The organism is Rhizobium sp. BK512 (assembly GCF_014194915.1).
Lineage (GTDB): Bacteria > Pseudomonadota > Alphaproteobacteria > Rhizobiales > Rhizobiaceae > Rhizobium.
Genome location: NZ_JACIAS010000008.1, coordinates 21,913 through 48,220 on the forward strand (window position 1 = coordinate 21,913; position 26,308 = coordinate 48,220).

General features: G+C 61.5%; 22 protein-coding genes. 13 read left to right on the plus strand and 9 right to left on the minus strand.

What is annotated here, in order from left to right; translation table 11 throughout:
• Positions 1–22 precede the first annotated feature (22 nt).
• The gene (gene blaOXA, locus FHX06_RS25870; RefSeq protein WP_113212409.1) at positions 23–847 is read left to right on the plus strand and encodes a class D beta-lactamase; all 825 of its coding nucleotides are present in this window, start codon (positions 23–25) and stop codon (positions 845–847) included.
• Positions 848–884: 37 nt separating this feature from the next.
• Here the strand turns inward: blaOXA and FHX06_RS25875 are convergent, their stop codons facing one another.
• Both FHX06_RS25875 and FHX06_RS25880 read right to left on the minus strand, forming a co-directional pair.
• Positions 885–4,001, minus strand: coding sequence for an efflux RND transporter permease subunit (locus FHX06_RS25875; RefSeq protein WP_112967907.1), 3,117 nt, complete (start codon positions 3,999–4,001; stop codon positions 885–887).
• Positions 3,998–5,311: an efflux RND transporter periplasmic adaptor subunit gene (locus FHX06_RS25880; protein ID WP_113212410.1), complete on the minus strand. Its 1,314-nt coding sequence runs from the start codon at positions 5,309–5,311 to the stop codon at positions 3,998–4,000. The genes FHX06_RS25875 and FHX06_RS25880 overlap by 4 nt, the downstream gene beginning before the upstream one ends.
• A 296-nt stretch (positions 5,312–5,607) precedes the next feature.
• Here FHX06_RS25880 and FHX06_RS25885 point away from each other — a divergent pair, with 296 nt between their 5' ends.
• A complete protein-coding gene (locus FHX06_RS25885; protein ID WP_113208444.1) occupies positions 5,608–6,486 on the plus strand; it encodes a phosphotransferase family protein in 879 nt (292 codons plus the stop codon).
• A 7-nt stretch (positions 6,487–6,493) separates the two neighbouring features.
• Here FHX06_RS25885 and FHX06_RS25890 read toward each other — a convergent pair whose 3' ends face one another.
• Complete coding sequence (locus tag FHX06_RS25890; RefSeq protein WP_113208445.1) at positions 6,494–7,282, minus strand: SDR family oxidoreductase; 789 nt, start codon at positions 7,280–7,282, stop codon at positions 6,494–6,496.
• Positions 7,283–7,536: 254 nt separating this feature from the next.
• Between FHX06_RS25890 and FHX06_RS25895 the strand changes: the two genes are divergently transcribed.
• The 3 genes from FHX06_RS25895 to FHX06_RS36320 all read left to right on the plus strand — a co-directional run bounded on the left by FHX06_RS25895 (position 7,537) and on the right by FHX06_RS36320 (position 10,401).
• The gene (locus FHX06_RS25895) at positions 7,537–9,201 is read left to right on the plus strand and encodes an electron transfer flavoprotein-ubiquinone oxidoreductase (RefSeq protein WP_183881318.1); all 1,665 of its coding nucleotides are present in this window, start codon (positions 7,537–7,539) and stop codon (positions 9,199–9,201) included.
• 220 nt (positions 9,202–9,421) lie between these two features.
• Complete coding sequence (locus FHX06_RS25900; RefSeq protein WP_112547811.1) at positions 9,422–10,042, plus strand: L,D-transpeptidase; 621 nt, start codon at positions 9,422–9,424, stop codon at positions 10,040–10,042.
• A gap of 128 nt (positions 10,043–10,170) precedes the next feature.
• Positions 10,171–10,401, plus strand: coding sequence for a DUF6719 family protein (locus tag FHX06_RS36320; RefSeq protein WP_112547812.1), 231 nt, complete (start codon positions 10,171–10,173; stop codon positions 10,399–10,401).
• Between the two features lie 95 nt (positions 10,402–10,496).
• On the opposite strand, the gene FHX06_RS25905 is transcribed toward FHX06_RS36320, so the two are convergent.
• Positions 10,497–11,402, minus strand: a complete 906-nt coding sequence (locus FHX06_RS25905; protein WP_183881320.1) for a DMT family transporter — start codon at positions 11,400–11,402, stop codon at positions 10,497–10,499.
• Between the two features lie 143 nt (positions 11,403–11,545).
• Here FHX06_RS25905 and FHX06_RS25910 point away from each other — a divergent pair, with 143 nt between their 5' ends.
• From FHX06_RS25910 to FHX06_RS25930, 5 genes are all read left to right on the plus strand, one after another.
• Positions 11,546–12,019: an Lrp/AsnC family transcriptional regulator gene (locus FHX06_RS25910; protein ID WP_113014089.1), complete on the plus strand. Its 474-nt coding sequence runs from the start codon at positions 11,546–11,548 to the stop codon at positions 12,017–12,019.
• Between the two features lie 124 nt (positions 12,020–12,143).
• The gene (locus FHX06_RS25915; protein WP_113212524.1) at positions 12,144–13,076 is read left to right on the plus strand and encodes an ABC transporter substrate-binding protein; all 933 of its coding nucleotides are present in this window, start codon (positions 12,144–12,146) and stop codon (positions 13,074–13,076) included.
• 6 nt (positions 13,077–13,082) lie between these two features.
• Positions 13,083–14,096, plus strand: coding sequence for a FecCD family ABC transporter permease (locus tag FHX06_RS25920; RefSeq protein WP_113212413.1), 1,014 nt, complete (start codon positions 13,083–13,085; stop codon positions 14,094–14,096).
• On the plus strand, positions 14,093–15,100 hold the full coding sequence (locus FHX06_RS25925; RefSeq protein WP_183881322.1) for a FecCD family ABC transporter permease: 1,008 nt from the start codon (positions 14,093–14,095) through the stop codon (positions 15,098–15,100). The genes FHX06_RS25920 and FHX06_RS25925 overlap by 4 nt, the downstream gene beginning before the upstream one ends.
• The gene (locus tag FHX06_RS25930; protein WP_113212415.1) at positions 15,093–15,905 is read left to right on the plus strand and encodes an ABC transporter ATP-binding protein; all 813 of its coding nucleotides are present in this window, start codon (positions 15,093–15,095) and stop codon (positions 15,903–15,905) included. The genes FHX06_RS25925 and FHX06_RS25930 overlap by 8 nt, the downstream gene beginning before the upstream one ends.
• Here FHX06_RS25930 and mgtE read toward each other — a convergent pair.
• A complete protein-coding gene (mgtE, locus tag FHX06_RS25935; protein WP_112544786.1) occupies positions 15,902–17,275 on the minus strand; it encodes a magnesium transporter in 1,374 nt (457 codons plus the stop codon). The genes FHX06_RS25930 and mgtE overlap by 4 nt on opposite strands.
• A 316-nt stretch (positions 17,276–17,591) precedes the next feature.
• Positions 17,592–18,605: a zinc-binding alcohol dehydrogenase family protein gene (locus FHX06_RS25940; RefSeq protein ID WP_183881324.1), complete on the minus strand. Its 1,014-nt coding sequence runs from the start codon at positions 18,603–18,605 to the stop codon at positions 17,592–17,594.
• Between the two features lie 105 nt (positions 18,606–18,710).
• Here FHX06_RS25940 and FHX06_RS25945 point away from each other — a divergent pair, with 105 nt between their 5' ends.
• A complete protein-coding gene (locus FHX06_RS25945) occupies positions 18,711–19,112 on the plus strand; it encodes a winged helix-turn-helix transcriptional regulator (protein WP_112544784.1) in 402 nt (133 codons plus the stop codon).
• Here FHX06_RS25945 and FHX06_RS25950 read toward each other — a convergent pair.
• Positions 19,080–20,327: an MFS transporter gene (locus tag FHX06_RS25950; protein WP_112967917.1), complete on the minus strand. Its 1,248-nt coding sequence runs from the start codon at positions 20,325–20,327 to the stop codon at positions 19,080–19,082. The genes FHX06_RS25945 and FHX06_RS25950 overlap by 33 nt on opposite strands.
• Before the next feature lie 295 nt (positions 20,328–20,622).
• On the opposite strand from FHX06_RS25950, the gene FHX06_RS25955 reads away from it, so the two are divergent.
• Positions 20,623–21,567: a diacylglycerol/lipid kinase family protein gene (locus FHX06_RS25955; RefSeq protein ID WP_112967918.1), complete on the plus strand. Its 945-nt coding sequence runs from the start codon at positions 20,623–20,625 to the stop codon at positions 21,565–21,567.
• 3 nt (positions 21,568–21,570) lie between these two features.
• Here the strand turns inward: FHX06_RS25955 and FHX06_RS25960 are convergent, their stop codons facing one another.
• Both FHX06_RS25960 and FHX06_RS25965 read right to left on the minus strand, forming a co-directional pair.
• On the minus strand, positions 21,571–23,349 hold the full coding sequence (locus FHX06_RS25960; RefSeq protein ID WP_112544781.1) for a sensor domain-containing diguanylate cyclase: 1,779 nt from the start codon (positions 23,347–23,349) through the stop codon (positions 21,571–21,573).
• Between the two features lie 163 nt (positions 23,350–23,512).
• Entirely contained in the window at positions 23,513–24,859 is a 1,347-nt protein-coding gene (locus tag FHX06_RS25965; protein WP_183881326.1) for a glutamine synthetase family protein, read from the minus strand.
• A gap of 75 nt (positions 24,860–24,934) precedes the next feature.
• Between FHX06_RS25965 and FHX06_RS25970 the strand changes: the two genes are divergently transcribed.
• The gene (locus FHX06_RS25970) at positions 24,935–26,302 is read left to right on the plus strand and encodes an aspartate aminotransferase family protein (protein WP_183881328.1); all 1,368 of its coding nucleotides are present in this window, start codon (positions 24,935–24,937) and stop codon (positions 26,300–26,302) included.
• Positions 26,303–26,308: the final 6 nt, after the last annotated feature.

Below are 26,308 nucleotides of genomic sequence, written 5' to 3' on the forward strand. Positions count from 1 at the left end.
TCGAACCATATGGAGAGAGAAAGTGGCTTTCGAAAGACTTGTTCTTCTGGCATTTTCCATAAGTATTGCAGTGATTTCCATGAAACCGGCGCCGGCTTATGCCGCCGATCCCATCCGCTGCACCGTCATCATCGATGAGAAGACCGGCGAGACGATTTACCGTCAGGGCAATTGTGATCAGGGCTTCTATCCGCAGTCGACCTTCAAATTGCCTTTGGCCATGATGGGCTATGATTCCGGCATTCTGGTCGATGAGCACAATCCGCTCTGGACATATGATCCGAAGCTCAAGCGACCGCAGCGCGAGCAGAAGGATACCGACCCGACCATCTGGGAGCGGGATTCCATCGTCTGGTACTCACAGGCGCTGACCCGCAAGCTCGGCAAACGTGCCCTTGCCGATTACGTCAGGCGCTTCGGCTACGGCAATGAGGATGTCTCGGGCGGTCCTGGCAATACGGATGGGCTGACCGAATCCTGGCTGATGTCATCGCTCAGGATCTCCGCCGAGGACCAGGTGCAGTTCCTCCGCCGGTTCCGAACCGGCCGCCTGCCGATATCGCAGCGCGCGCGGCAGATGACGGAGGCGATCATCCCGCATTTTGAAGCGGCCGACGGTTGGGATATCCAGGGCAAGACCGGCGCCGGCTGGTTGCGCAACGCGGCCGGCAAGACCAATTATGAACGGCCGCTCGGCTGGTTCGTCGGCTGGGCGACAAAGGGCGACAGACGGCTGATTTTCGCGAGGCTCTACATCGCCAATCATCGCTACGCCGACAATCCGATCAGCTTCGAGACGCGCGATACGCTGGTTGCGGATTTCCCCGGATTGGTCGAAGACCGCTGAAAGGAAGAGGGCGCCGGAAGGCGCCCTTTCTGTCTCTCTATTCGGCGGCCATCGCCTGTGGTTCCTCTGCGACGTGCTCTTCCGTCTTCCCGCGGCTGAGCAAGCGGTTGAGGAAATTCCCGAAGCGATCCATCTCGACGAAGATGACCGGGGTGATGAACAGCGTCAGCATCTGCGAAACGATGAGACCGCCGACGACGGCAATGCCGAGCGGCTGGCGCAATTCCGAGCTCGCACCCGTGCCGAGCGCGATCGGCAGGGCGCCGAGCAGGGCGCAGAAGGTCGTCATCATGATCGGGCGGAAGCGTCGCACGCAGGCCTCGTGGATCGCCGCCGTCGCCTTCTCGCCCGTCGTTCGCATGGTCTCGACAGCCACGTCGATCATCATGATTGCGTTCTTCTTGACGATGCCGATCAGCATCAGCAGGCCGATCAGGGCAATGATCGAAAGATCGAAGCCCATGATCTTCAGCGCCAGCAGCGCGCCGAAGGCCGCCGCCGGCAGGCCCGACAGGATGGTCAGCGGGTGGATGAAGCTTTCATAGAGCACGCCGAGCACGACATAGATGGTCAGCACCGCTGCCAGGATCAGATACGGCGTATTGCCCTGCGATTGCTGGAAGATCTCTGCCGTGCCGCCATAGGACGTGAAGACGTCGGCCGGCATGTTGAGATCCTTCTTGATCTGGTCGATCCGGGCCGTTGCGTCGCTGAGCGATACGCCCTCCGGCAGGTTGAAGGAAACGGTGGTCGAGACGAGCTGGCCCGTCTGGTTGATGGTGACCGGCCCGAGTGTGCGCTCGACATGCGCGAAGTTCGACAGCGGCACCAGGCTGCCATTGGAGGAGGCGACGCGGATTTCAGAAAGCTTCTGGTCGTCCCATGGCTTGCTCGTGTCATATTCGACGATGACGTCGTAGCTGTCGCCGGTCGACTGGATTTCCGCCGCCGCAAAGCCGCTGAAGGATTCCTGCAGCGTCGTGCGCAGCGTGTCATTGTCGATCCCGTAGGCGGCTGCCCGCTCGGTATCGATGACGATATTGGCCTGCAGGGCATTGTTCTGCGCATCCGAGGTCACGTCCGTGAACAGGCGGTCGCCGCGCATTGCCTGCTGGATCTTGCCGGCCCACAGGTTGGTCTGGTCGGCGTTCAGCGCCTGGATGACCAGCTGATATTGGCTGGCGGTCTGGCGCCCCCCGAAGCGCAGGCTCTGGTTGGGCGTCACGAAGGCCTGCAGGCCGGGGATCTTGTTGATCGCCGTGCGCAGCTCGCGCAGCGTCTGCTCAAGCGGTTCACGCTGATCCTTGTCCTTCAGTTCGACGAACATCGAGCCGTTGTTCTGGGGCTTGTTGGGGTTGCCGCCGACGGTCGACATGACGTGATTGACCGCCGGGTTCGCCTTGACGACGGCCGCGGCCTGTTGCTGCAGGGCCTCCATCGCCGAATAGGAAATATCCTGCCGGGCCTGGGTACTGATCGTCAGGCGCCCGATATCTTCCTGCGGGAAGAAGCTCGTCGGCAGCGTCATGAAGAAATAGACGGTCAGCGCGACGGAAGCGAGGAAGACCCCAAGGATGAAGGGGCGGTGGCGAAGGCACCAGCCGACCGCATTGTCGTAACCGCGCAGCGTCCGCTCGAAACCGGCATCGAAGATGCGGATGAGCAGTGGCGGACGGCTGTGGTTGTTGGAAAGGCGCGAACCGAGCATCGGCGTGACCGTCAGCGAGACGATCGCCGAAGCGATGATGGCGATCGCAACAACCATGCCGAATTCGTTGAACACGCGGCCCACAACACCGCCCATCAACAGGATCGGGATGAAGACCGCGATCAGTGACACCGACATGGAGATGATGGTGTAGCTGACTTCGCCAGCACCCTTGATCGCCGCCTCGCGCACCGGCATGCCTTCCTCGACATGGCGCAGGATGTTTTCCAGCATGACGATCGCGTCGTCGACGACGAGACCCACCGCGAGCGTCAGCCCGAGCAGCGAGATGTTGTCGATACTGTAGCCGAGCACATACATCATGCCGAAGGTCGAGATCAGCGACAGCGGAACGGCAAGGCCCGGAATGATCGTTGCCGTCGCATGGCCCGTGAAGAGATAGATGACGAGAACGACGAGGCCGATCGTCAGAAGCAGCGTGAACTTCACGTCGGCAATGGCATCGCGGATCGGCTTCGCGGCATCGTTCATGATGACCGTGTTGACCGAGGGCGGGATTTCGGCGTGAAGCTGCGGCAGCTTGGCGTTGATCGCATCGACGACGTCGACGGTGTTGGCATCCGGCTGACGCTGGATGGCCAGGATAATGCCGCGCTGGCCGTCATACCAGCTGCCCGTATACTGGTTCTCGACGCTGTCCTGGACATCGGCGATATCGCCGAGATGGATCGGTGCGCCGTTCGGATTGGCGATGACGAGCGAGCGGAACTGTTCGGCATTGGTACGCTGCGTATTGGCCGTGATCGTCATGGCCTGCGAATTGTTCTGCAGCGTGCCCACGGGCTGTTGGCTGTTGGCAGCCGCAAGCGCCTTGTTGACGGTGTCGATGCCGATCCCACGGGTGAGCAGCTTGTTGGGGTCGACCTCGACGCGCACGGCATAGGTCTGCGCACCGAAGACACTGACCTGGGCGACGCCCGGAAGCGTCGACAGCGACGGCGAGATGATGTCTTCGGCGATCTCGTCGAGCTTGCTGCGCGGCATGGTATTGCTTTGCACCGAAAGCAGCATGATCGGCGCATCGGCCGGGTTGGTCTTGCGGTAGCTCGGCGGCGTCGTCATGTTGTCGGGCAGCTGCCGCGTCGCATGCGAAATGGCCGCCTGCACGTCGGCGGCGGCCGCATCGATATCGCGGTTCAGGTCGAATTGCAGCACGATACTGGTGCTGCCGAGCGAACTCGACGCGCTGATCTCGCTGATGCCGGGGATCGTCTCGAACTGCTTGATCAGAGGGGTCGCGACCGAAGTCGCCATCGTCTGCGGCGAGGCGCCGCTCAGCTGCGCCGAGACGTTGATGGTCGGAAAGTCGACCTGCGGCAGAGCCGCGACCGGCACGCGCTGGTAGCCCGCAAGACCCGCCAGAATGACGCCGATCGCAAGCAGGGTCGTTGCGACCGGCCGCTGAATACAGAAATTCGGGATCATTGCTCAGCCCCCACCGCGATCGTTTCGGCCTGCTGCTGTTGCCGAGGCGCGTCGGCGGAAGCGACGTTCAGTGTCTTGTCGTCGAATTGCTCGCTGACCGCCTGCTGGTCGTTGAGCTGGCCCTGGCCCTCGACGACCACGTGGTCGCCCTCCGAAAGGCCGGATGCGATGGCCGTGAAGCCGCCATTGGCACGGGCGACGGTAACGGGCGTCAGATGCGATTTGCCGTCCTTGGCCACGAATGCAAAGAAGCCATCGGGGCCGGGGCTGACGGCAACCGTCGGCACGACCACCTGCTGCTCGTCATTGTTGAAATGCACGATGATATTGATCGACTGGCCGGGCCATAGCGCACCCGAGGCGTTTTCGAACTTCGCCTTGGCAAGGATCGTGCCCGATGCCGTGTCTACCGTGTTGTCGTAGAAGCTGATCTCGCCCTTGCGCACCCTTCCCTTGGTGGAATTGGGCGCCGTGCTGACTTCGACCGGACCGACGGCCAGCGCTTTCTTCAGTTCACGCAGGTAACGTTCCTGCAGGTGGAACTTCACATAGATCGGATCGTATTTGGCGATGGTGACGATGGCCGCACCGGCATTGACGAAGGCACCCTTGCTGGGAGCGATATCGCCGAGCCTGCCATCGAAAGGCGCGCGAATATCGGTATGCTCGAGGATAACCTGGTCCGAAGCGAGCGTGGCCTTGTCGGCTTCGACGGTTGCGGCGGCGGTATCGCGGGCGGCTCTCGCCTGGTCGAGGCTCTGTTGCGTGCCGGCCTTCTGGTTGAAGAGGTCCTGCGCCCTTGTCAGCGCCGTCTCGGATTCTGCGAGCGTTGCTGCATCACGCACAATCATCGCATTGTCCTTGTCAACGGCAGCCTTGGCCGTCCGGTCGTCCAGTTTGGCGATCAGGTCGCCCTCCTTGACCGTGGCGCCGTCATTGGCCTCTATGCTGACGATGAGGCCCTGTTCCTGGGCGGCAATCGTCGTATTGTCGTCGGCATCTGCCCAGCCGGTTGCCGTGACGTCGGTGGGCAAAGCGGCCTTCACGGCTGCTACGGTCTTGACCATTGTGGGACCGTTTGCGCCGCGCCGGCGCCCGCCACCCTGTTGTTGACCACCCTGCTGTCCGCCGCCGCTCTGGGTCTGGTCGGCCTGAGCCTGCTGATGATTGCCGTTCTGGCTCCCGTCGGGCTTCTTGATGAACTGCGACAGATAAGGAATATCAGAAGCGTAGGGGATCTTGTTCCCGAACTGCCAGAAGCCAACCGCGGCCACGGCTACAATGCTGACGGTGATCCAAAATTTCTTCATAAGCGAAACCGGTTTTGTTGGGCAGATTGCGTGATTTTGTACGGTGATTGAGCCGCCTATATTGCGGCGCAAAAAAGACATAATCACCCCGGCAATGATCACTAAGCAGTTATAATGGCTTAAATTTTCGTAATGAACATTCCGTAATATTCAAACTATACTAATATATAGTCGTTTAGGCAGCGTTCTCCGCCTTGGCGAGCTGCCAGCGCAGGCTGTACCGGCGAAACACTATTTGGTCCGCATTGCAGGTTTTTGCGCGGGATGGAACCTGGGAAATGCAGAGGCAGACTGTCATGGCCGAGTTGAACGCCGGTGATTTTCGCGCGCTTATCACCAACATCTTTCCGGAGCTGACGGGCTCCGTTTTCAAGCTCGCGACGAAGGGCTGGGATTCGACGGCCATCGATGTCGATGACCGTCTGATCTTCAAGTTTCCGCGCAATCCGGCCGCCGAGAGGGCGCTAGTCAGGGAAGCCGCTCTTCTCGGCGCCATCAGGCCGTCGCTGTCGATGGCGGTTCCCGATATGCGCATTCATGACGGCCCTCCGATTTTCTCCAGCCATGCCAAGATCCAGGGCGAACACCTCATCACCGACGATTACGAGCTTCTGCCGGATGCGGCCCGCCAGCGCCTCGGCGACGATCTCGCCCGCTTCTATGCCGAACTGCATGATCTCGATGACGACCGCATGCGCGCGCTCGGCGCCGGTCCGATCCTGCCCTGGCAATCGCCTGATAAGGTGCAGGAAATGGCGCTGCCGTTGTTGTCGACCGAACTGGCAAGCTATGCAGAGAAAGTCATCTGGGATTTCCAGGCTTTGCCGCCGGATCCTTGCGGGGTCACTTACGGCTTCTTCGATGGCCATGGCTGGAATATGGCCTTCGACCATGCCGAGGGCAGGTTAAACGGCCTCTATGATTTCGCCGATTCAGGTTTCGGCCCGCTGCATCAGGAATTCATCTATTCGAACTTCATCTCGCCCGATCTGACATCACGCATCGTCTCTGGCTACGAGACGCTGACGGGTCGCCGGCTGGACCGCCGGCGCATCGCCATTCTCACGGGTTTCCACCGCCTGTCCGAGCTGGCCGAACTTGCAGGCGATCCCACCTATGTCAGCGCAAAGATCGACAGCGTAGCGGCATGGGCCGCTGCGGACCGTGCCGGATGAGGGGGGGTCAGAGGGAGCGCGCAGCACCTCCGTCACAGCGGATCAGCGAACCGGTGATGTAGCTCGCCGGCTGGCTGCACAGGAAGGCCGCCGTTGCGGCAAATTCTTCGACCTTGCCATAGCGCCCGACCGGAATACGCGCCTCCTTCTCCACGCGAATCTGCTCGACGCTCTTGCCGGTCCGTTTGGCCGCAGCTCCGTCGAGATCGTCGAGCCTTGCTGTGAGGATGCTGCCGGGCAGAAGCATGTTCGTGGTGATGCCATGGCCGGCGACTTCCGATGCCAGCGTCTTGCTCCAGCCGGCAAGGGCCGGGCGCAGCGTGTTCGACAGGGCGAGGTTGGCGATCGGCTCGATCACTCCTGACGAGGCAACCGTCAGGATGCGGCCCCAGCCCTGCGTCTTCATGCCGGGCAGCAGCGCATTGGTGAGCGTGATGACGCGCGCGACCATGGAGAGGAAATAGGTTTCGAGCTTCTCCGGCGTCATGTCCTCGGTCGTGCCGGGCGTCGGGCCACCGGTATTGTTGACGAGGATATCGAGCCCGCCGAATTTCTCCTGCACGGCACCCGTAGCGGTCTGGACGAAATTGTCATCCGCAAGGTCGGCCCAGATCCAGTCGGCCTTGCCATTGCGCTGCCCGTTGATCGCCTTGCAATTGGCTTCCAGCTGCTCGCCGCTGCGCCCGCAGAGAAGAACATTTGCCCCTTCCTGCGCCAGCGCCTTTGCGATGCCGAGCCCGAGACCGCGTGAGGAGGCGAGTACGAGTGCGCGTTTGCCCTTGATGCCGAGATCCATGATTTCCTCCATTTCCGGTGGCCCATCTATAGGGCGCAAGTCCCGTGAAAGAAAAGGACGAAGAGCGCTTTACGGGTACTCCAATAATTGACGTTAACGTAAGCGTTATATAATCTTCTGTGCGGATGAACGTCATTGTGCGAATTGGAGGATTGGCTGTCGCTTCCCGGCTCGACAATGTTTTCCGGTTTTGACAAGAGAATACCCCGTAATGGGGATGAACGGTCGCGAGACGGCCGAGTGGAGACGGATGGATGACCGAAATGACCGAGCTGCCGGAACGCGAAAGCATGGAATTCGACGTGGTGATCGTCGGCGCCGGTCCGGCCGGCCTTTCGGCCGCCATTCGTTTGAAGCAGATCGATCCGGAACTCTCGGTCGTCGTGCTGGAGAAGGGCGCTGAAGTCGGCGCCCATATCCTCTCCGGCGCCGTCGTCGACCCTGTCGGCATCGACCGCCTGTTGCCCGGCTGGCGCAGCGAAAGCGACCATCCTTTCAAGACCGAAGTCAAGGACGACCACTTCCTGCTGCTCGGCCCCGCCGGCTCCATCCGCCTGCCGAACATCATGATGCCGCCGCTGATGAGCAATCACGGCAATTACATCGTATCGCTTGGGCTTGTCTGTCGCTGGCTGGCGACGAAGGCGGAAGAACTCGGTGTCGAGATCTATCCGGGCTTTGCCGCCACCGAGGTGCTCTACAATGACGAGGGCGCCGTCATCGGCGTCGCGACCGGCGACATGGGCATCGAGAAGAATGGCGAGCCCGGCCCGAGCTACGCGCGCGGCATGGCACTGATGGGCAAATATGTGCTGATCGGCGAAGGTGTGCGCGGTTCGCTCGCCAAGCAGCTGATCGCCAAGTTCGACCTGCAGAAGGATCGCGAGCCCCAGAAATTCGGCATCGGCATCAAGGAACTCTGGGAGGTCAAGACGGAGAACCATCGCCGCGGCCTCGTGCAGCATTCCTTCGGCTGGCCGCTCGGCATGTCGACCGGTGGCGGCTCCTTCCTCTATCACTTGGAAGACAATCTCGTCGCCGTCGGCTTCGTCATCCATCTCAACTACAAGAACCCCTGGCTCTACCCCTTCGAGGAATTCCAGCGCTTCAAGACCCATCCGGCGATCCGCGGCACGTTCGAGGGCGGCAAGCGCCTCTCCTATGGCGCGCGCGCCATCACCGAAGGCGGATACCAATCGGTGCCGAAGCTCTCTTTCCCCGGCGGTGCGCTGATCGGCTGTTCGGCAGGCTTCGTCAACGTGCCGCGCATCAAGGGCAGCCACAATGCCGTGCTCTCGGGCATGATGGCCGCCGACCGCATCGCCGACGCGATTGCATCGGGCCGCGCCAATGACGAAGTGGTCGAGATCGAAAACGACTGGCGCAAGAGCGATATCGGCAAGGACCTGAAGCGCGTGCGCAACGTCAAGCCGCTCTGGTCGAAGTTCGGCACGGCCCTCGGCGTCGCACTCGGTGGTCTCGACATGTGGACCAACCAGCTCTTCGGCTTCTCCTTCTTCGGCACGCTCGGTCACGGCAAGACCGATGCAGCCTCGCTGGAGCCGGCGTCACAGCACAAGAAGATCGACTATCCCAAACCCGACGGTGTGCTCACCTTCGATCGCCTCTCCTCCGTCTTCCTGTCGAACACCAACCATGAAGAGGACCAGCCGGTTCATCTTCAGGTCAAGGACATGGCGCTGCAGAAATCGTCCGAATTCGGCATCTATGGCGGCCCGTCGACACGCTACTGTCCGGCCGGCGTCTACGAATGGGTGGAGAAGGGCGGCGAAGAGACGTTCGTCATCAACGCCCAGAACTGCGTGCACTGCAAGACCTGCGACATCAAGGATCCCAACCAGAACATCAACTGGGTGCCGCCGCAGGGCGGCGAGGGGCCGGTCTATCCGAATATGTGATGCCGGTCAGTTGTTCGGCGCCGTAAATGCGGCGCCGAAGTGCTCCTGGCGTGCCGCTGATCAATATCGCGGGTGAATAGTATTGACGCCTCAGCCGAGTAACGCGCGCCCTATACCTGATAACACATTCGTTATCACTTTGCGCCGGGCCTATTTAGCATTTCATTAACCATAATCTCCTTAGCTTGCGACATCTTCTTGACGCACTAAGGACATGTTCATGACGATCTCGCGCCGGGGCTTCCTGATCGCTCTTCCCCTCTTTGTCGCCGGTTGCTCCTCGACCACTCTGAACAGCCAGACGAACTATGCCGCACTTCCCGATGAGAAATTTCCGCTGAGGCAGGTGCCGATCGATCAGATCAAACCGGAGCTTCGCCGCACCGAAGTCGCCTATGAGGGCAGCTATGCGCCGGGAACCGTCGTCGTCGATACACCGGCGCGGCGCGCCTATTATATCCTCGGCGACGGCAGGGCGATGCGTTATGGCGTCGGTGTCGGTCGCGAGGGTCTGGCCCTTGCCGGCAACGCCTATGTCGGCCGCAAGGCGGAATGGCCGAGCTGGACGCCGACGGAGAACATGCAGCGCCGTGAGGAGCGATACCGCAAGCTCGCCGGCGGCATGCCGGGCGGCCCGAACAATCCGCTCGGTGCGCGCGCCATGTATCTCTATCGCGGCGGTGGTGACACGCATTTCCGCATCCACGGCACCAACCAGCCGCAATCGATCGGTCTTGCCATGTCGAGCGGCTGCATCCGCATGATGAACCACGACGTCATCGATCTTTACAATCGCGTCGAAGTCGGCGCCAGGGTCGTTGTCATCCAGGCGACGGCTTGAGCATTGTTGCCCCGGGAAAGCAACGCGGTGCTATTGGAGATCAAGGCGAGCGTCATCGATGGAAGTGAATTAACGGACGAGGCAAGTGCGCTCAATCTCCTGCTGTCTATTCATGAGGGGAGAGCGAAATGCGCAGTATAAGTCTAGTAACTTCTATTGTGGTTATTTCTGCGTTTGCCAGTACTCTGCCTGCGTTGGCGGCGATCAAGACTGTTACACAGAGGCCGACAATTCAGTCATTGCCGGCGGGGCACGCCGTGCTCTTTAATGATGGTCAGTGTCCTTCAGGGCAGATTGCCAAATTCGTCCACAAAGAAAAGTCGGGTCAACTTAAAAAATCCTGCGTTCATTCGAACTGAAGAACATCAGTCGATCAAGCCGGTCTAAGGTGATTGAGGCGCCCGAAAGCCGCCGCAGCGGATCGCTGTCGGCGGCTTTTGTTTTGGGCGAATGTTCAGCGGCGCTTGGCGGCAATGCCGGTCGAGAGTGCCACGCCGATGCCGGTGATGACGGCGGCGCTGATTTCGGCAAGGCCCATCTGCTCGCCGAGCAGGAAGCCGCCGCCGAGCGTGGCCAGCACCGGCGTCAGTGCAGTAAAGGCGGCAGCCTGCGTTCCGCCGAGGGTGCGCACCGCCGTGCCATAGGCGACCATGGCGACAAGACCGGAAAGAATGCCCTGGCTCAGCACCTGCAGGCCGATTTCCGGAAGGGCAGCCTGCGGCAGCGAGATGCCGAACACCAGCGCGAGGACGGCCATGATCAGGAAGGACCAGATGGCAATCAGCGCGCTCGCCTGGATGGCCGAAAGACCCGAGCGGCGGAAGGCATGCGTATAGCTTGCCCAGAGAACGGCGCCAGCCGGGAGCAGCACGAAACTCGTCCAGGGCAGGGAGGCATCGGCAAGGCTGCGCACGAGCAGGATCAGCACACCGGCGACGATCGCCGCCAGCCCGGCAATACGCGTCGCATCCGGTCGTTCGCGAAACAGAAGAATCCCGATCAGTGCGGTGGCGAGCGGCATGGAACCGCCCAGCAGGATGCCCGACGAGGCCGCCGGTGTGGAGTGAATGGCAAGCGTCGTCACCAGGAAGAAGATTGCGCCGCAGCCGGCGACCATGATCGCCAGCAGATGCAGCGGCAGGCCTTTTGGCATGAGCCCGATGCGCAGCCAGATGGGTGAGAGAACGAGAGCCGGGATGCCGAAGCGGATGAGACCGATATCGATCGAACCGAGCGGCGTTGCGGCGCTGTGGCGCGTCGCCAGAAACCATGTCGACCAGATCAGCACCGTCACGGTGCCGGCGGCATAACCCAGTCCTTGCGAAGGCGACTTCTCGTTTGAAAATGCGATCGTGCTCATCGTCTCGTCCTTTCCTGCATCCGGATCTCGTCCGGTTGAAAGAACATTAGCGCGAAGGGCCGAGGCATGTCCTTGCTATCTATGGCTCGGAGAACGTGATATGCGCAATGATCTGCCAATTCACGCTGATGGATTTCGCAATTATGCCAAATCTCGATAAATTCGATATTGCCATCCTGAAATGCCTGCAGGAGGATGCGCGCGCCACCAATGTCGAGATCGCCGAGAAGGTGAATCTTTCGCCATCACCCTGTCTGCGCCGCATCCGCAATCTCGAAAAGCTCGGCGTCATCCGCCGCTATACCGCCGATATCGACCGCAAGGAGGTTGGCCTTGGTCTCACCGTCTTCGTGGAATTCAAGGTTGCCCATCACAGCCGGGAAAATTCCGAGGCGCAGCAGGCGGCCTTGCTCGCCATTCCCGAGATCGTCTCCTGCTTCCTGATTTCGGGTACGGCCGATTTCCTGGCGGAGGTCGTCGTCGAAGACCTTTCGGCCTACGAGCGGTTGCTGACGGAGACGCTGCTGACCTTGCCGAACGTCACCGATATCAGGTCGAATTTCGCGATCCGCAGTATCAAGACACATGGACCGCTGAAGCTGCCGGAGCGCAACTGACGCACCATCTCCATTAATATGACTGCAATTGTAAACTTTACTTGAAAAAGGCGCTTCACTTCTGTAGCCGGTGTCTCGGCCGGCGAGAGGGCCGGCCCATCATTTCAGCATGAAGGATTTAGCCGTGAGCGTTTTTGATACTCCGCTGTCGCGCCGCCAGTTCGGCCTGTTGCTCTCGGCTGGCGTGGCAGCTGCCGTACCGGGCACTGTCCTTGCCGACAACGACAAGCGAACCATCAAGCACGAGCTCGGCACCACCGAAATTTCCGGCAAGCCGCAGCGTGTCGTCGCCCTTGAATTCTCCTTCGTGCAGGCGCTGAATGCCGTCGACGTCGTGCCGGTTGGCATTACCGACGACAACCAGCCGAAGCGTATCGAACAGCTGCTCGGCAAGAAGATCGACTACAGCTCGGTCGGTACGCGGCTGGAGCCCAATCTCGAGCTCGTCGCTGCGCTGACGCCCGATCTCATCATTGCCGATGAACTCCGCCATTCGGCCATCTACGAGCAATTGAGTGCCATTGCGCCGACCATCGTGCTGAACAGCTGGGAGGGCAACTACGAGACCATCAAATCTTCGGTCGTCACTATCGCCGATGCCTTGGGCGAAAAGGCGAAGGGTGAACAAGCGCTCGCCGCCCATGAAGCCGTCATCGCCGGACTGGTCGCAAAGATCCCGGCCGGCGAAAAGCGCCGCTTCCTGCTCGCCGTCGCCAATCCGGATTCGATGAGCCTGCATAGCTCCTCCTCCTTCACCGGTTCCGTCTTCAAGGCCATGGGCCTGACGCCGGCGATCGATTCCAGCGATGCCGTGGAAAGCGGGGCAGGGATCGAGCGCCTGGTCGCCGTCAATCCGGACGTATTCCTGGTTGCGACCGATACCGGCGCCACCGTGTTCGACCAGTGGAAAAGCAATGCCGCCTTCAACAATATTGCGGCGGTGAAGGCCGGCATGGTCTTTCAGGTCGACCGCAACCAGTTTTCCCGTTTCCGCGGATTGACGACGGCAGAGATGATCGCCCGCGAAATCCTCGCCAAGGTCTATCAGGCGGGATAAGCGTCGATGACGACAAGAGGCGGCGCAGCCACGCGGCATGAAACCGGCAGCGCCGCACTGCTGGCATTCTGCCTGTTGCTGGCGCTCGCTGCGACTGTCCTGGCCGGCATTTCCTTCGGCGTTTCCGCGCTACCGGTCGCCCGCGCGCTTCATCTCCTTTTTGTGCCCGATGGCTCGCCTGACAGCGCCCTGGTCTGGGACGTGCGGCTGCCGCGGGCAATGCTCGCCACGCTGGTCGGCGCCAACCTCGCCGTTGCCGGCGTGCTGATCCAGACGCTGACCCGCAATTCGCTCGCTTCGCCGCAGACCTTCGGCATCAATGCCGGGGCCTCGCTGGTCATCGTGATTTCACTGATCGCCATGCCGGGCCTGGGCGCCGCAGGCACCGTCTGGCCGGCTTTCATCGGTGCGGCTGCCGTAGGTCTCGCCATGTGGGCGCTGTCGGTATCGGGCGCGATGAACGAGATGAAGCTGGCGCTTGCCGGCATCTCCATCCAGCTCGTGCTTGCCGCCCTCGTGCAGGCGATCCTGATTGCCAACAATGCCGGCCAGGATATCGTCTACTGGCTCGCCGGTTCCATCAATGGCGCGCAATGGAGCAAGGTCTGGATCATATTGCCTTTCACGCTTCTCGGCGGCGGAATCGCTTTGATCGCCGGTCGTCATTTCGGCGTGCTGGCGCTTGATGAGACCACCGGTATTTCGCTTGGCCAGAATGCCCGGCGTGTCGGTGGCCTTGCAGCCACGCTCATCGTCGTCCTTGCCGGGTCGGCCGTCGCCGTCAGCGGACCGATCGGCTTCATCGGCTTGCTGGTGCCGCATATCGTGCGGCGTCTCGCCGGCAACGACCAGCTGACAGTGATCGTGCTGAGCGCTATCACCGGCCCCTTGCTGCTGACTGCCGCCGATCTCTTGGGCCGCGTCGCCGCCTTTCCGGCCGAAACCCCTGTCGGCATCGTGACGGCTCTGATCGGAGCACCGGCTTTCGTCGCCATCCTCTGGCGGCAGAGGGCAAAATGACGAGTGCGGCCCTGCCATCGAAGAGCCTGCGTGCCGCAAGCGTCTGCCTTGCCATTGCGGCCCTCATCGTAATCGTTGCCGTGCTCGGCATGACGATCGGCGCCGTCACGCTCTCGGTCGGCCAAGTGCTGGACGGCATTGCCGGCGGCAAGAGCGCCTTCATCGTCATGCAGTACCGGGCCCCGCGCGTCATCGTGTCCATCCTCGCCGGCGCCTCGCTCGGCATTGCCGGCGCCTTCCTGCAAGGCGCGCTGCGAAACCCGCTGGCCTCGCCCGATGTCGTCGGCATCACCAAATGGGCCGGCCTCGGCGCCTTCCTTGCCGGTCTCTTCGCGCCGCCGGCGTGGGCCGTCTGGGCCATTCCCGCTGGTGTCGTCGCCGGTGCGGTTGCGGGCGCGCTGGTGCTGCTTGCCATCGGCCGCAGCTTCGGCGGCGGCATCGCGGCCTTGGCGCTTGTGGGCGTCGCCCTCGGCATGTTGGCCCAGGCGCTGATGCAATATGTCATGGTGCTCTTCCCGACGCGCGCCGACCAGTCGATGGTCTGGCTTGCCGGCAGCGTCTATGGCTCGACGATGACCGATGTGGTCGCTCTCTCACTCTGGCTCATCGCCTGCCTGCCTTTCGTGCTGATCGCCACTATCAGGCTCGATGCCGGCGGTTTTGGTGACGATACGTTGACGAGCGTCGGCATTTCGCCTGGCCTCTTGCGCGGCGGCCTCATCGTCGTCTCGGTGCTGCTCTGCGCCGGCAGCGTCGCCGCCGTCGGCAGCATGGGCTTCCTCGGCCTGCTGTCGCCTCATGCCGCCCGCCTGCTCGTCGGTCCACGTGCCCGGCATATGGTTCCGGCAAGCGCGCTGATCGGCGCCCTGACGCTTTCCGCTGCCGATCTGATCGGCCGGCTCGTGGCCCTGCCGAATGAGATTCCGGCCGGCATCGTCGCCGCCGTGATCGGCGGCCCCTATCTCATTTTCCTGCTGATCAAGGAGGCGGGTCGCCATGACTGATGCAGGCAAGGCTGACGCCGGCCATTCACGCCTCTCCACCGAGAATCTGACACTCGGTTATGCTGCAATCAAAGTGCTCGATCATGTCGATGTCACGATCCCCGACGGCAGGATCACTGCCCTGATCGGCGCCAACGGTTCCGGCAAATCGACGCTGCTGCGTGCTCTCGGCCGTATCATCCAGCCGCTCGGCGGCACCGTGACGCTGGACGGCAAGGCAATCGCTTCCATGTCTGGCAAGGCGATCGCCCAGACCCTGGCGCTCCTGCCGCAAAGCCCCGTCTCGCCCGATGGCCTGACGGTGCGCCAGCTCTGCCGCTTCGGCCGTCACCCGCACAAAGGCATGCTGTCGGGCACGAGCCGTCACGACGAGGCGGTCGTCGAGGCGTCGCTCGCTGCAACCGGGCTGGCGGATCTTGCCGAACGCCCGCTAGACCGCTTATCCGGCGGCCAGCGCCAGCGTGCCTGGATTGCCATGGCGCTGGCGCAGGAAACGCCGATCCTGCTGCTCGACGAGCCGACGACCTATCTCGACATTGCCCATCAGCTGGAAGTTCTGGAACTGTTGAAGGAATTGAACGAGAAGAGTGGACGCACCATCGTAATGGTCGTCCACGATCTCAATCACGCCGCCCAATATGCCGACCACATCATCGCGGTCGCCGATGGCGGCATCCATGCTGCAGGCAGCCCCGTCGACTTGCTGAAGCCGGAGCTGATCCGCAGCGTCTTCGGCATCGATGCCGTGGTGATATCCCATCCGGTTGATGGGACACCACTCTGCCTGCCGTTCGTTGGGCGCTAAAGCAGCGTTCCGCTGAGGATCAGCAGCGCCACCGAGAAGTAGATGACGAGCCCGGTCACGTCGACCAGCGTGGCAACGAACGGAGCCGATGCCGTTGCCGGATCGAGCCGCAGTTTCTGCAGCAGGAAGGGCAGCATCGAACCCGACATGGAGCCGAAGGTGACGATACCGACCAATGCGGCAAAGACCGTCAGGCCGACCAGTTGCCAGTGCGGGCCGTAATCATAGAGCCCGGCCGTCTGCCAGAAGATCACGCGCAGCATGCCGACAAGCCCGAGAATGGCGCCGAGCACGACACCCGTCGGCAGTTCACGCAGCAGCACCCGCCACCAGTCGGTCAGCTTCAACTCGCCGACAGCCAGCGCCCGGATGATGAGCGAGGTTGCCTGCGAACCGGAGTTACCGCCGGAGCTCATGATCAGCGGAATGAAGAGCGTCAGAACGACGGCCTTTTCCAGCTCGCCTTCGAAATGCTGCATGGCGCTTGCCGTCAGCATTTCGCCGAGAAAGAGGGCACAGAGCCAGCCCGCACGCTTGCGGATCATGCCGCCGAAGCTGATCTTCATGTAGGGCTTGCCCAGCGCTTCCATGCCGCCGAATTTCTGGGCGGCCTCGGTCGTGTCTGATATCATCGTGTCGATGACGTCATCGACCGTGACGATGCCGAGTACCATGCCGTGGTCGTCGACGATGGGCATGGCCAGGAGGTCGTGCTTGCGGATCAGCCGTGCGACGTCTTCCTGCTTCATCAGCGCATTGGCCGAAACCGGCGTACCCTTCTGCGCGACGGACAGGATCGAGGCGTCAGGCTCGCCGGTGATGAGGCGGCGCAGTGTGACGACATGCATGAGCGCGCCGGAATTGTGATCCAGCACATAGATGGCATAAACGGTTTCGCGGGAGCGTTCGACCTGCCGCACATGGTCCAGTGTCTGGGCGATGGTCCAGTCGTCGGGCACGCTGACGAATTCCGTCGTCATGATGCTGCCGGCCGTGCGCGGCGGATAGCCCATCAGATGCTGGATGGCGATGCGGACGGGTTCTTCCAGGCTGGAGAATAGGCGTACGCGATCATCGACATCGAGTTCCAACAGAACGTCGGCGACGCGGTCGTTCGACATGCCATGCAGCAGCCGGGCCGAATCTGCGCTGTCCATCAGCGCCAGAATGGCCGGTGCGTTGCGCAGTTCCGGACGGTCGAGAATGTTGACGGCATAGTCCTGCGGCATCCGAGAGAGGATGCGGCCGGCTTCAGCCGGGGCAAGTCCGTTCAACGACTCCACGCGCTCGGCAATAGTCGCGACACGGCTGTTATTCATGAAGGCACGGGCAGCATAGCCGGCCCGCAGGGGGAAGCGATTGATATTCATTGGCTCGCCTTTCCGTCGATCCGCCGTAGCGTCCGAACGGGCGAGCCTGGAGCGTCCAGGTCAGCGCACGACGGCCGCGTACGGCAAAGGCAATCGACTGCTACTGTCGCTTGGCATCGTGATGATGGCTCCGTTGATATCCGTGCAAGACATGCGTCATCCACGTGTCACACTAGGTGGTCTCGAATGCGGAAAAAGTCAAGCTGCCTAGATGCTTAACGCCAGAATGCCGCACCCTCGGCGCGGCATTATAGGTCAGCATCCTTTACGCAATATTTCGGGCGTCGAAAAACGCGGATTTTCGGTCCTGAAAACCTCAGAATCCGGCGAGAACGACCTTGCCCTTCATCTTGCCGCTCTCGACCATGGCATGCGCCTTTTTCAGGTTCGCGGCATTGATCGCACCCACGGTTTCCGACAGCGTCGTGCGGATTTTGCCGGCATCGACGAGCTCGGAAATCTTGTTGAGGATCTTGTGCTGCTCGATCATGTCAGGCGTGCCGAAGAGCGGACGGGTGAACATCAGTTCCCAGTGAACCGAAGCGGCCTTGCGCTTGAAGGGAACGATATCGAAGGTCTTGGGATCGTCGATCAACGCGAAGCGGCCCTGCGGTGCGAGCGCCTCGACAATATCGGCAACATGCTTGTCGGTATTCGTCGTCGAGAAGATGAAGCCCGGTGCGCCGATACCGAGTGCTGCGACTTGCGGTGCGATCGGCTTGGAGTGGTCGATCACATGATGCGCTCCATGTGCCTTGACCCATTCCTGGGTTTCCGGTCGCGAGGCGGTGGCGATCACGGTCAGCTCGGTCAACATGCGGGCGATCTGCACGGCAATCGAGCCGACGCCGCCGGCGCCACCGATAATGAGCACGGCAGGAGCCGCGCCCGGCACCGGATCGGTGACACGCAGACGGTCGAACAGCGCTTCATAGGCGGTGATCGAGGTGAGCGGCAGGGCGGCCGCAGCGGCAAAATCGAGGCTCTTGGGTTTGCGCCCGACAATGCGCTCGTCGACGAGCTGGAATTCGGCATTGGAGCCGGGGCGATTGATGACGCCCGAATAGAAGACCTCGTCGCCCGGCTTGAACAGCGTGACATCCGAACCGACAGCCTTGACGATGCCGGCCGCATCATAGCCGAGCACCTTCAGTTCATCGGCAGGCGGCGCCATGCTGGCACGGACTTTCACATCGACAGGGTTGACGGAAACGGCCCTGATCTCGACGAGCAGGTCGTGACCCCTGGCTTCCGGGGTCGGCAGCTCGACGTCGATCAGCGAGGTTTCGGCGGCGATTGGCTGTGGGGTCTTGTAGGCGACGGCGCGCATCTTGGGAAACTCCTGTGTTCATTGCACGAGAGCTAGATGCGACCTATGTTCCGACAACGCAAGAATGCACAAATTCTGTACGTAGTACCAAAAAGGATACTGTAAATGTCGCTGCCGCGCGCCAAATTGGTCACGAATTTCCCCGGTTGCCCGGTCGAGGCGACGCTGAGTTATCTCGACGGAAAGTGGAAGGGAGTGATCCTTTTCCACCTGATGGACAGGACTTTGCGCTTCAACGAGCTGAGACGCCATCTGCCTGCCATCACCCAGCGCATGCTAACGAAGCAGCTGCGCGAGCTGGAGGAATCAGGCGTGATCTCACGAACTGTTTACCCGGTCGTGCCGCCGCGTGTCGAATATGCGCTGACACCGCTCGGCTCCACGCTGAAGCCGGTCATCCGGGCGCTTGCCGCCTGGGGCGATGAGTTCGTCTTCTGCAGCCCCGAGGGACGAGAGCTGCGTATCGCAAAGGCCTTAGGCAGTTCGGCTGCGGAGCTCCAGGCGTAGCGACGCGGCAAAGACGAAGAGGCCGAGGAAGGACAGGACGGCGCCGACATAGCCGGTCGCCTCAAAACCGTAGCCCCAGGCAATGACGAGGCCGCCGAGCCATGCGCCGAGCGCGTTGGCAATGTTGAAGGCCGAGTGATTGGAGGCTGCCGCCAGCGTCTGCGCATCGGCTGCGACATCCATCAGGCGCGTCTGCAGCGCCGGGCCTGCTGCAAAGCCGCAGCCGACGAGGAAGACGCAGAGCCCGAGCATGTAGGGGTTGGAGGCGGTCAGCGAGAACATTGTCAGGACGACGATATTGTAGACCAGCGAGCCGCCGATCGTGCCGAGCAGCGATTTGTCTGCAAGCCATGAACCGATGACATTGCCGGCATTCATGCCGACGCCGAAGAGCACGAGCATCAGCGCAACGGCCGTTTCCGGCAGCATTGCCACCTGCGTCGTCGTCGAGGCGATGTAGCTGAACATCGCGAACATGCCACCGTAGCCGACTGCGGCAATGCCGAGCGTCAGCAGGATCTGCGGACGGCGGAAGGCGCCGAGTTCACGCAATGCGCTTGCCCCTTCAGCAACCTTGTCATGCGGCACGTAGAACCAGATGAGCGCGACAGTCGCGAGACCGATGATGCCGACGGTGAGGAAGGCCACCTGCCAGTCGAGCGCCTGGCCGAAAAAGGTCGTGAGCGGCGTGCCGAGCAGGGTTGCGACCGTCAGGCCGAGCATGACGCGGCCGACGGCTCGCGCACGGCGGTGCGCCGGCACCATGGAGGCGGCAACGAGGGCTGCCACGCCGAAATAGGCGCCATGCGGCAGGCCGGTAATGAAGCGCAGCACCGCAAAGCTTTCGAAGGTCGGCGCGATGGCGCTCAGAATATTGCCGACGGCAAAGAGCAGCATCAGGCAGAGCAGTAGCGTCCGCCGCGCCATCTTGGCGGCAAGCACGGCGATGACGGGTGCGCCGATGACGACGCCGAGCGCGTAGGCGCTGATGACATAACCAGCCTGTGGGGTCGTGACCGAAAACGTGTCCGCCACATTAGGCAGCAGACCCATGATGGCGAACTCACCCGTACCGATGCCGAAGCCGCCGGCGGCGAGCGCCAGTTGCACGAGCGCGACGGTCATGGCCGAGGGAAGGGCTGTCTCCGGCCCGGAATCGGTAGAATCGTCATCGACGGAATCATTGATGGAATCGTTGACGGCAACCTGGCTCACGGGCGGTCCTCGGAGGATCTGTGCTTGGATAACGGCCGCTGGCGGGACACGCAGGACCGGTCATTCAGAAATGGCGGGAGGCGGAGATGGGATCTCCAGCCTTCTATCTATCAAATGGCAAGCCGAAGGCGTCGAGTGCTTTTTTTGCAGTGCAGCGTCCTGCTATCTGCATACGTCCATTGCAATATTTGCGCTTCAGTGATGTGTCCGGAAAAATCGTCCGGCTTGAAATCACAGGTGTATCGACCATTTCTTGAGGTCAGGCATCACAGCGAGGACAGGGAATAGGCACCTCATGAAGCTCGTCGGTTTTTTCAATCGCGACGGCGGTACTTTCAGAACGACAGACATGCAGGCTTATGAGAAGCGCGCGGAGGAGGTCTTCCGCGATGCCGGGCATGATTTCGAAGCGATCGTCTTTTCCGGCGGCGAGATCGTTCCCGCCATGGAGCGCGCCGCACGGCGCGACGATATAGACGGCATTGTCGCCGGTGGTGGCGACGGCACGATCTCGGCAGCCGCTTCCATCGCCTGGAAGAACGGGGTGGCGCTCGGCGTCGTGCCGGCCGGTACCATGAATCTCTTTGCCCGCTCGCTGAAAGTGCCGCTCGATATCTGGCAGGCGCTCGATGTGCTTGCTTTCGGCGAGCTCGACAATGTCGATATCGCCAGCGCCAACGGCAGGCCCTTCATTCACCAGTTCTCCGCCGGATTGCACGCACGCATGGTGCGATACCGCAATTCCTACAGCTACCGCTCCCGCCTCGGAAAGATGCGCGCCAGCACGCGTGCTGCCTTCGGCGTCGTCTTCAACCCGCCGGAATTCGAGGTCGCGTTCGAGGCGGCGGGCATGAAGGAGACCCGGCGCGTCTCGGCTATATCGGTCTCCAACAATCCCTTCGGCGAAAACGCGCTGCTCTATGCAGACAATCTGCGCAGCGGCGAACTCGGCTTCTATACGGCAAAGCCGCTGAGACCGCTCGGCGTCGCACGATTGGCAATCGACATGCTGCGGGGCAAGTTCCGCGAAAACGACGCTGTCATGGTCATGCATCCGGCCGAGGTGTATCTGCATTTCCCGAAGCTGCGCGCCAAGGCGAATTGCGTCATGGACGGCGAACTTCTGCCGCTGGCGCGCGATATCACGGTGAAGCTTCATCCGGGCGAACTGAAGGTACTGGTCAGGCAGGGATTGGCTGCCCAGGAAGGCGAGGGCGACCGGCGCGAGCCGGCAGCCTGATGCTCAGAAAGAAGCGGCGCGCCTGGCCCTGAAAGGAATGAGGGCGCTTTCGACGATATCCCGGTTCGCCTCGTCGCCGAACACACAGGTGCGATTGCGTCCCTTCTTCTTGGCGCAGTAAAGCGCCTCGTCGGCCGATGCGATGAGCTGGCGCCAGCCGCTTGCACCGCATAGACCGGAGGCGACGCCGATGCTGACGGTAATGGAAAGATCGATGCCGGTTTCCCCGTCACGGATCACATGCGCCTGAATGCGGCTGCGAAGTTGCTCTGCAAAATCGACGGTATTCGCAAGATCCGGTGTCGAAACGAGAACGGCGAATTCCTCGCCGCCATAACGTGCGACGACGTCGGTCGGACGCATCGCACCTTGCAAAAGGGTGGCCATTTCGATCAGCACGGCATCGCCGGTAAGGTGGCCATAGGTGTCGTTGACCGTCTTGAAGTGATCGATATCGATCAGCATCAGGCAGACATCTTCCTCGCGTTCCGAAGGCGCGTTGCCGAATCCTTCCAGCGCCCGGCGGTTCCATACGCCGGTCAGCCCGTCCTTTTCGGCCTGCATCTTCAGCCGAGCCTCGTACTCGGCCCGCTCGTCGAGCTTGCCGCGCAGCAATTCCAGCGCATCGAACAGGCTGCGCATTTCCGGCGCCTTTGATCCCGTCCCAAGGTTCGTCATGGCCCCGCCCTCGGCAAGCGCGATGATCTGTCGGCGGGCCGTCAGTAACGGATCGAGCATGTGAAGGCGGATGGAGCGGAATAGCATGAACAGCACCGCGAGAGCGGAGGCGGTGATCACAGCGATGACCGCCAGGCGATAGGACGCGGCATAGTGTTGGGTTCGGTAGCGCTTCACCACGTCGTCGAGAAATACCGTGCGCAGCCTTTCGAGCGGCTGCAGCGTCGGAACGTAGTCGCGCGTCAGATCGACTGCGGAAACCGAATAGTCGCCGGAGATCTTGCCCTGCTCGATCAATATTTTAACGAGCTCGACGCCGGATCCGAAAAAGATCGTATCGATATCCTTCATGAGCTGCTGGGACAGCGCATCGCGATCGCTGACGATTTTCTGGCCCTGCATCAGCTTGCGCAACTCCAGGAGCCGGCCAATGGTGCGGCTTGCGTCGGTGATATGGCTGTCACGCAGCGGCTGGCGCGTGGCAATCGGACCCATGATCTGTGAGGCAGCCCGGCCGCCATATTCGCGCATGTCACTGATCATCCGCCCCGTCAGGAATGGTGCGGTCAGTTCCGACCGGTGGGCGGTGAAGGCGGCTATGTGCCAGTCGACAACATGCTGGAAGGTTTCGATCACCTCGATCATCTCGCCGATCGCGTTCTGCACATCGTCCGGCTGGCGGTCGGCAAGCGGTGTTGCGGCAACGCGGTCGACGGCTTCGCGAGCCCTGCTAAGCTGCGTTCGTGTCTCGGCAAGCGCGGCCCCGAGATCGGGAAGGGAGGAGGATACGTCGACTTCAGGCGGCTCATCGAGCGCCTCGAGCGAGATATCGCTGATACGCCGGAAGACCTTCAAACGCTCTGTTGCAGGCGCGCTGCTGTTCGGCTCGATCGCCATGATGTCGTTGGCTGGTCCGCGTTCCGCCGACATGCGGCTCGCCGCTTCCAGGACCTGGCGGAAACGCTCCACCGCCCGCAGATTGTCATTGGTCGAATGATAGCTTTCGTAGGTCGGAATGAGAGCACTGGCTGTCAGAACGAGGGTGAGAAATGCCACGATGACAGTTGCAAAAAGCAGCTTTCCCTCAAGAGTGATGCGGTTCATCAAACCGAACCCTTTCAACCTGTCATCTGATCCGGCGCCGTTGCCGGTTTGCTGAATATGCTGATATCAGGCATATATTACCGATTTCGAGTATAGATAATCGATAATGCCCAACAGGGTTAAGAAAAGCGTGCAGGTGAAAGTTATGTGACCGCTCTATTAACTAGAGGCGCGCAAGATATGTGCGATAATCGAAATCCGATACGGTACGAAGATAGGCTATTGCTTCCTTGTACTTTGTGTCGCCATACAACTTTCGATACCTGTCGCCGAAGATATTGGTGATAAAGGCTGACTGCCGGAAGGCTTCGACCGCCGTCAGAAAATCATGCGTGAGCCGTTTTGCGTCCGGTGGTGTGTAAGCGGGCGTCGTTTCCTCGCCCGGATCGAGATCTCCGTCGAGGCCGAGCAACATGCCGCCGAGGATCGCCGCCAGTAGAAGATAGGGATTGGCATCCGCACCCGCCACCCGGTGCTCGATGCGCGCCGCCGGTCCGTCGGTATCGGGAATCCGGATGGCCGTGCCGCGATGCCCGCTGCCCCAGGTCAGATCGGTCGGCGCGAAGGAACCTGGCTGGAAGCGGCGATAGGAATTGGCAAAGGGCGCGAACACCAGCTGCGCCTCCTGCATGGTCTGCAGCAGGCCCGCCGTCACCGATTTCAAAAGCCTTGGTTCGCCGCCCTTGGCATCGAGAATATTGTTGCCATCCCTGTCGATGATGCTCGCATGCACATGCAGTCCCGAGCCTGCATGCTCGGAATAGGGCTTGGCCATGCAGGTGGATTTCAGCCCGTGCCTGCGTGCGGCCTGTTCGGCAACGCGCTTCAGATACAGGCAGTCGTCGGCCGCAGCCAGCGCATCGGGCCGGTGCAGCAGGTTCACTTCGAACTGGCCCGGCCCGAACTCCGCCGTCGTCGCCTCCGCCGGCAGGTTCATCGCCTTGGCGTAGGCGCGCAGCGTCTGGAGATAGTCGTCGAGCGCATCGACCGCACTCATATCATAGAGCTGGAAACCGTTCGGATCGCCGCGATAGGTAAGGCTTGCAGGCGGAGAGGGAATGCCCGTCTCGCGCCAGTTCTCCTCGACCACATAGAATTCCAGCTCGGTCGCCACCACAGGAGTCAGCCCGCGCTCGGCATAACGTTCAAGCACGGAGGCGAGAATACCGCGCGGATCCATGAAGCTCCGGCTGCCGTCGAATTCGTGCATCGTGGCAAGCACCTGCATCGATCCCTCGGGCGCCCACGGCATTGGCGTCAGGCTGCGCCTATCGGGAATGACATTGCCGTCGGGGTCGCCGATCGTCAGCGACAGGCCCGTAATATCGTCATTGTCGTCGCCCCAGATATCGAGCGATTGCGTGGAGGTCGGCAGGCGGATGTCGCCGGCCCAGACCTTCTCTTCGGCCGATAGCGGCAGTTGCTTGCCGCGCAGATCGCCATTCATGCCGACGATCAGGATCTCGAAACGCGGATCACCCGCTTCAGTCTCTTTACCCTTGCTCGCCATGACCTTGAAAATCCTCTCGCAGAAGGCCAAGGTCGTAAACCATCAGTCAAAGCCTTTCAATCCGAAGGTCTAATCATGTCCGATACTTACCCGCTGTCAAACCTTGCCGCGATCGATGCCGCACACCATCTGCATCCCTTCTCCGACATGAAGAAGCTGAACGCCGATGGCACGCGCATCATCCAGCGCGGCGAGGGTGTGCATATTTTCGACAGTCACGGCAAAAAGTACCTCGATGGCTTCGCCGGTCTCTGGTGCGTCAACATCGGCTACGGCCGCAAGGAAATCGCCGACACTGTCGCGCGTCAGATGAACGAACTTCCCTATTACAACACCTTCTTCGGCACGACCTCGCCGCCGACGACCCTGCTGGCGGAGAAGGTGACGTCCAAGGCCGGCCCGCGCTTCAACCATATCTTCTTCACCGGTTCAGGCTCGGAAGCAAACGACACCTGGTTTCGCATGGCCCGTGTCTATTGGGCAGCCGTGGGCAAGCCTTCGAAGAAGACGGTCATTGCGCGCCGCAACGGCTATCACGGCTCGACGGTTGCAGGCGCCAGCCTCGGCGGCATGAAATACATGCACGAGCAGGGCGATCTGCCCATTCCGGGCATCGTCCATATCGGCCAGCCCTACTGGTACGGGGAGGGCGAAGATCTCTCGCCTGCCGAATTCGGGCTGAAGGTCGCCCGCGAGCTCGAAGCCAAGATCGATGAGCTCGGCGAGGAGAACGTCGCCGCCTTCGTCGCCGAGCCGATCCAGGGCGCGGCCGGCGTCATCGTGCCGCCGGAGACCTACTGGCCGGAGATTGACCGCATCTGCAAGGCACGCAACATCCTGCTTGTGAGCGACGAGGTCATCTGTGGTTTCGGGCGGCTGGGCGAATGGTTCGGCCATCAATATTTCGGCGTCGAGCCGGATTTCGCGCCGATCGCCAAGGGCCTGTCTTCAGGCTATCTGCCGATCGGCGGTGTGCTCGTCAGCGATCGCATCGCCGAAGTGCTGATCAACGACGTCGGCGATTTCAATCACGGCTTTACCTATTCCGGCCACCCGGTCTGCGCCGCCGCCGCGCTCGAAAACCTGCGCATCATCGAGGAGGAGAAGCTCGTCGAGCGCGTGCGAGGCGACATCGGTCCCTATTTCGCAAAGAAGTGGGGCGCCCTTGCCGAGCATGATTTCGTCGGTGAGGCGCAAAGTGTCGGCCTGATGGGCGGCTTGCAGCTTGCCGCCGACAAGAAGACCCGCAGCCGTTTCGAAAAGCCCGATCCGATCGGCGCGCTGGTGCGCAATCACGCGCTGGCAAATGGCCTCGTGCTGCGCGCCACCGGCGACCGCATGCTGGCCTCGCCACCGCTCGTCATCAGCCATAAGGAGGTCGACGAGATGGCGCGGATCGCCAAACTGGCGCTCGATGCGGCCTGGAAGGAACTGCGCGCTTAAAGCAAT